This is a genomic window from Paenibacillus jiangxiensis (genome assembly GCF_046098255.1).
GTDB lineage: Bacteria > Bacillota > Bacilli > Paenibacillales > Paenibacillaceae > Paenibacillus > Paenibacillus jiagnxiensis.
Window position 1 is genome coordinate 1 of sequence record NZ_JBJURI010000066.1, and the last position, 3,526, is coordinate 3,526.

2 protein-coding genes are annotated in these 3,526 nt (G+C 52.6%); one reads left to right on the plus strand and one right to left on the minus strand.

Going from position 1 to position 3,526, the window contains the following annotated elements; translation table 11 throughout:
* Nucleotides 1-111: 111 nt before the first annotated feature.
* A complete protein-coding gene (locus ACI1P2_RS31300) occupies nt 112-1,029 on the plus strand; it encodes a helix-turn-helix transcriptional regulator (RefSeq protein ID WP_355317447.1) in 918 nt (305 codons plus the stop codon).
* 92 nt (nt 1,030-1,121) lie between these two features.
* Here ACI1P2_RS31300 and ACI1P2_RS31305 read toward each other — a convergent pair whose 3' ends face one another.
* Complete coding sequence (locus ACI1P2_RS31305; protein WP_355317449.1) at nt 1,122-2,954, minus strand: adenine deaminase; 1,833 nt, start codon at nt 2,952-2,954, stop codon at nt 1,122-1,124.
* Nucleotides 2,955-3,526: the final 572 nt, after the last annotated feature.

The window sequence follows — 3,526 nt, forward strand, 5'->3', positions numbered from 1 at the left end:
TCCTGCACGACCTTTCACGATAGAATAATTTGGTAATTAAAATAACCTGTTCGATTTCAATTATAGAACTAATATATGTGGCCATTCAAGCCTCAGTTAGGAGTATGTAAAATGAGACGCGAAACACTCCGCGAAAACCGGATACACGGCAACCCGTCCTTCCCCGTAAGTGTATATCCCGATGTCGAGCAGTTAAACGGCAATTGTGTGCTGGACTGCCATTGGCATGACGAAATGGAGTTTATCCTGGTGCGCAGCGGAAGCGCCCTCTTTCAGACGGATATGCAGCACAGCGAGGTCAAAGCAGGCGAAGCACTGTTTGTGAACAGCGGAACGCTGCATGCCGGCTATTTGCATCACGATGCTCACTGTGTCTTCTCTGCCGTCGTTTTTGATCCGAAAATGCTGCTCAGCCCCGCCCCCGATGTGATCCAGCAGCGCTTTATCGAGCCGGTGCTTCACAAAACACTGCTGCCCCCGGTCCATATTAAAGCAACGGAAGCCTGGGGCGGGGAGGTATTGGAATCGTTGGACAAAATTTTGCGGGATCATGAAACCCGGCATCCTGCCAAGGAAATCTCAACGAAAGCCCAACTGTATGCCATTTTCGCCAGCATGTACCCGCATATGACCTCAGCCGCAGGAGAACCGCCGGAAGCAAACACCGGTCAATCCAAGGTTGAACGCGTCAAAATGGCGATCGGTTATATCCACGAGCACTATCAGGAGCCTGTCCGGCTGAAATCCATCGCAGACAAGGCGGGCATGAGCGAGGGACATTTTTGCCGCTTCTTCAAACAGATGGTGCAAAAAAGCCCAATCGAATATATGAACCATTACCGTGTCCAAAAAGCCAGCCTGCTGCTGGAGCAAACTGACCGCAAGGTGGTGGACATCGCCCTGGAGGTGGGCTTTGACAATTTAAGCTACTTTATCGCCACCTTCAAAAAATGGAACGGAGTTACTCCCTCCCGCTATCGAAAGGAGCATGGCTCTCAGCAGGCTGCGTTCACACCGCTTTCGCTTTGATGCAGCCCAGCTTCAGGACTTAACAAGGCGGCTTCCCGGTGGAAGCCGCCTGCTTGCAAATCCGAAACACAGCATGTCCTTGTAGTTCCCTACTACACCTTCTCTGTCTGCTCAGTCGTGAACAGCGGTACCATATGGATACCGTCCGCCCCAATGGCTACAAGTCCCTTATCGGACAACCGGATTTCCGGAATGACAACAAGCGCCAACAGCGAAAGCGTCATAAACGCGTTGTTGAGCATGCAGCCCGCACGCTGTAGAGCTGTGCTGATGCCTTCGGACTGCTGCGCAACCTCGGCAAACGGAGCGGGGGACATCAACCCCGCAATCGGCAGCGGCATTAAAGCTTCCCCCGAAGCCGATATCACCGCAGACCCGCCTTTCATGGAAATGACCTGGTTAGCGGCACGGGCCATCATTTCGTCATCATTGCCGATCACGAGCAGATTGTGGCTGTCATGCGCCACGGTCATGGCTATGGCAGCCGGCTCCGTAAATCCGATGCCGGTGACCAAAGCGACAGAGCTGTTGCCTGTTCCCTTATGGCGCTCAAATACGGCAATTTTGCATAGATCCTTGCCAGGGCCTGTAACAACCTTCCCATCTTCCACGGGAACGGTCATTTTAACTTCTTTGGTTTCAACGTGATTTTCCGTTACCTTGATAATCCGCGCTTCCGTGCCGCCTGTATGAACCGGTGCCGGCAGCACGAAATCGGCGGCAGGAATCGTCCGGTCAAGATGCACTGTATTCAAGGCCTCTTCGGGATACGCAAAGCTGTCCCAATCTGCAATCATTTTGCCGTTCTCGGCCACAAGACACCCGGCGGCAATCGTTGCCGATACCCTCACATCCGCAAGCCTGCCGTCCAGCAGAATGATATCCGCAATGGAACCGGGAGTAACGGCTCCGATATCCCGCGCCACTCCGAACCGTTCCGCCGTATTAATCGTTGCCATCTGGAAAGCGGTGACAGGCTTAACTCCTTGAGCGATAGCATGTCTAACGACAAAATTCATATGCCCTTCCTTGAGCAGCGACTCCGAGCTGCGGTCATCCGTCACCAACATCATGCGGCGGGTGTCCAGCCCCATCTCCGTACAGGCTTTGATCGTTTCAGCCACATCATGCCAGGCAGAGCCCTGCCGCATTTTGGCGTACATGCCCAGCCGAATGCGCTCAGCTACATCCTCCGGGGTCACACATTCATGGTCTCCCGTAATGCCGCTGGCCGCATACACCGGCAGCCGCCAATCATCGGACGCCCATGTGAAGTGTCCGTCAGCCACTTTGCCCGCACGCAGCGTTGCCTGTATTTCGCCAATCATCGTTTCTTCACCATACACGACACCGGGAAAATTCATCACTTCCCCGAGGCCGATCATGTCCGGTCCCCAGCTTAGCGCCTCAGCCACCTCCTCCGGGCCAAAGGCGGCACCGGTTGTCTCCAGCTCCGCATTCGTGGAGGGCACACAGGACGCGACCTGCATATAAGCGGCCATCGGTGTTGTCCGCGCTTCCTCTAGCATAAGGCGAAGTCCCTTCAGGCCGAGCACGTTGGAAATTTCATGGGCATCGAAAAAGCCCCCGGTGACGCCCAGCGGAAGCACGGCTTTTGCAAATTCGGTCACGGTCAGCTGTGTGCTTTCGATATGACAATGCCCGTCCAGCAAACCAGGCGCGATATAACGTCCTTCCGCTTCAATGATCATCGTTTCCGGGCCGATCGTATGGCTGACATCCTTGCCCACATAGGCGATTCGGGCCCCTTGTACGGCTATGGACATGCCCGGAATCATTTCGCCTGAAATGACATTGACGAGCGTGCCTCCACGAATGACAAGCGAAGCCGGACGGTCCCCTCTTGCGGTGGCTACAAGCTCAGGGACACAATCCGCAAGCGCGGGACGTTTAAACAGACTCATATGGACTTCCTCCAGTTTCTCTAAATTGCTGATCCGGTGAAAAATATATGACTCGTATTATAAGCCCGCAGATAAGGGTTTGTAAAATCCCATGACATTTGCTGCTGCAATAACTAAACTCGGCGCTATCCTTTGTGCATCTATATTATTGTTACCCCATTCCTCCAATTGCCGTTGCCTCCTCAAATTTCTGATCATTTTTGACTCAAAAAACCGCAATTGATGCTTGGCCGGGGAATAGGTGCGAGTACGTATAAAATGCGCGAAAATTCTAGCGGTTGTGAGCGGCGCTATTTGGGTAAAAACGGGCAGGAACAAGCTGTAACAGTTACCAGTGAGCCTATTTCCCGTTTTTCGCAGATAAAAGAGCTGTTTCGCCATAATAAGCGCGCCTGTAACCGTTAGAAAAGTAACCTTGTTTTTCTCGGCTGAATAAGCGCGAGGATAACTGTTAGCTTAGAAAATACTCTGATCGATTGATCATTCGATAGCAAAAAGAGGGTGTCCCAAAAGTCATCATAGATGACTAAGGGACGACCCTCTCTTACATTTCGTCAAACAAAAAGAAACCA

Excerpts from the sequence above, each read along its gene's own strand:
- ACI1P2_RS31300 (WP_355317447.1), top strand. The coding sequence starts at position 112 with ATGAGACGCGAAACACTCCGCGAAAACCGGATACACGGCAACCCGTCC.
- ACI1P2_RS31305 (WP_355317449.1), bottom strand. The coding sequence starts at position 2,954 with ATGAGTCTGTTTAAACGTCCCGCGCTTGCGGATTGTGTCCCTGAGCTT.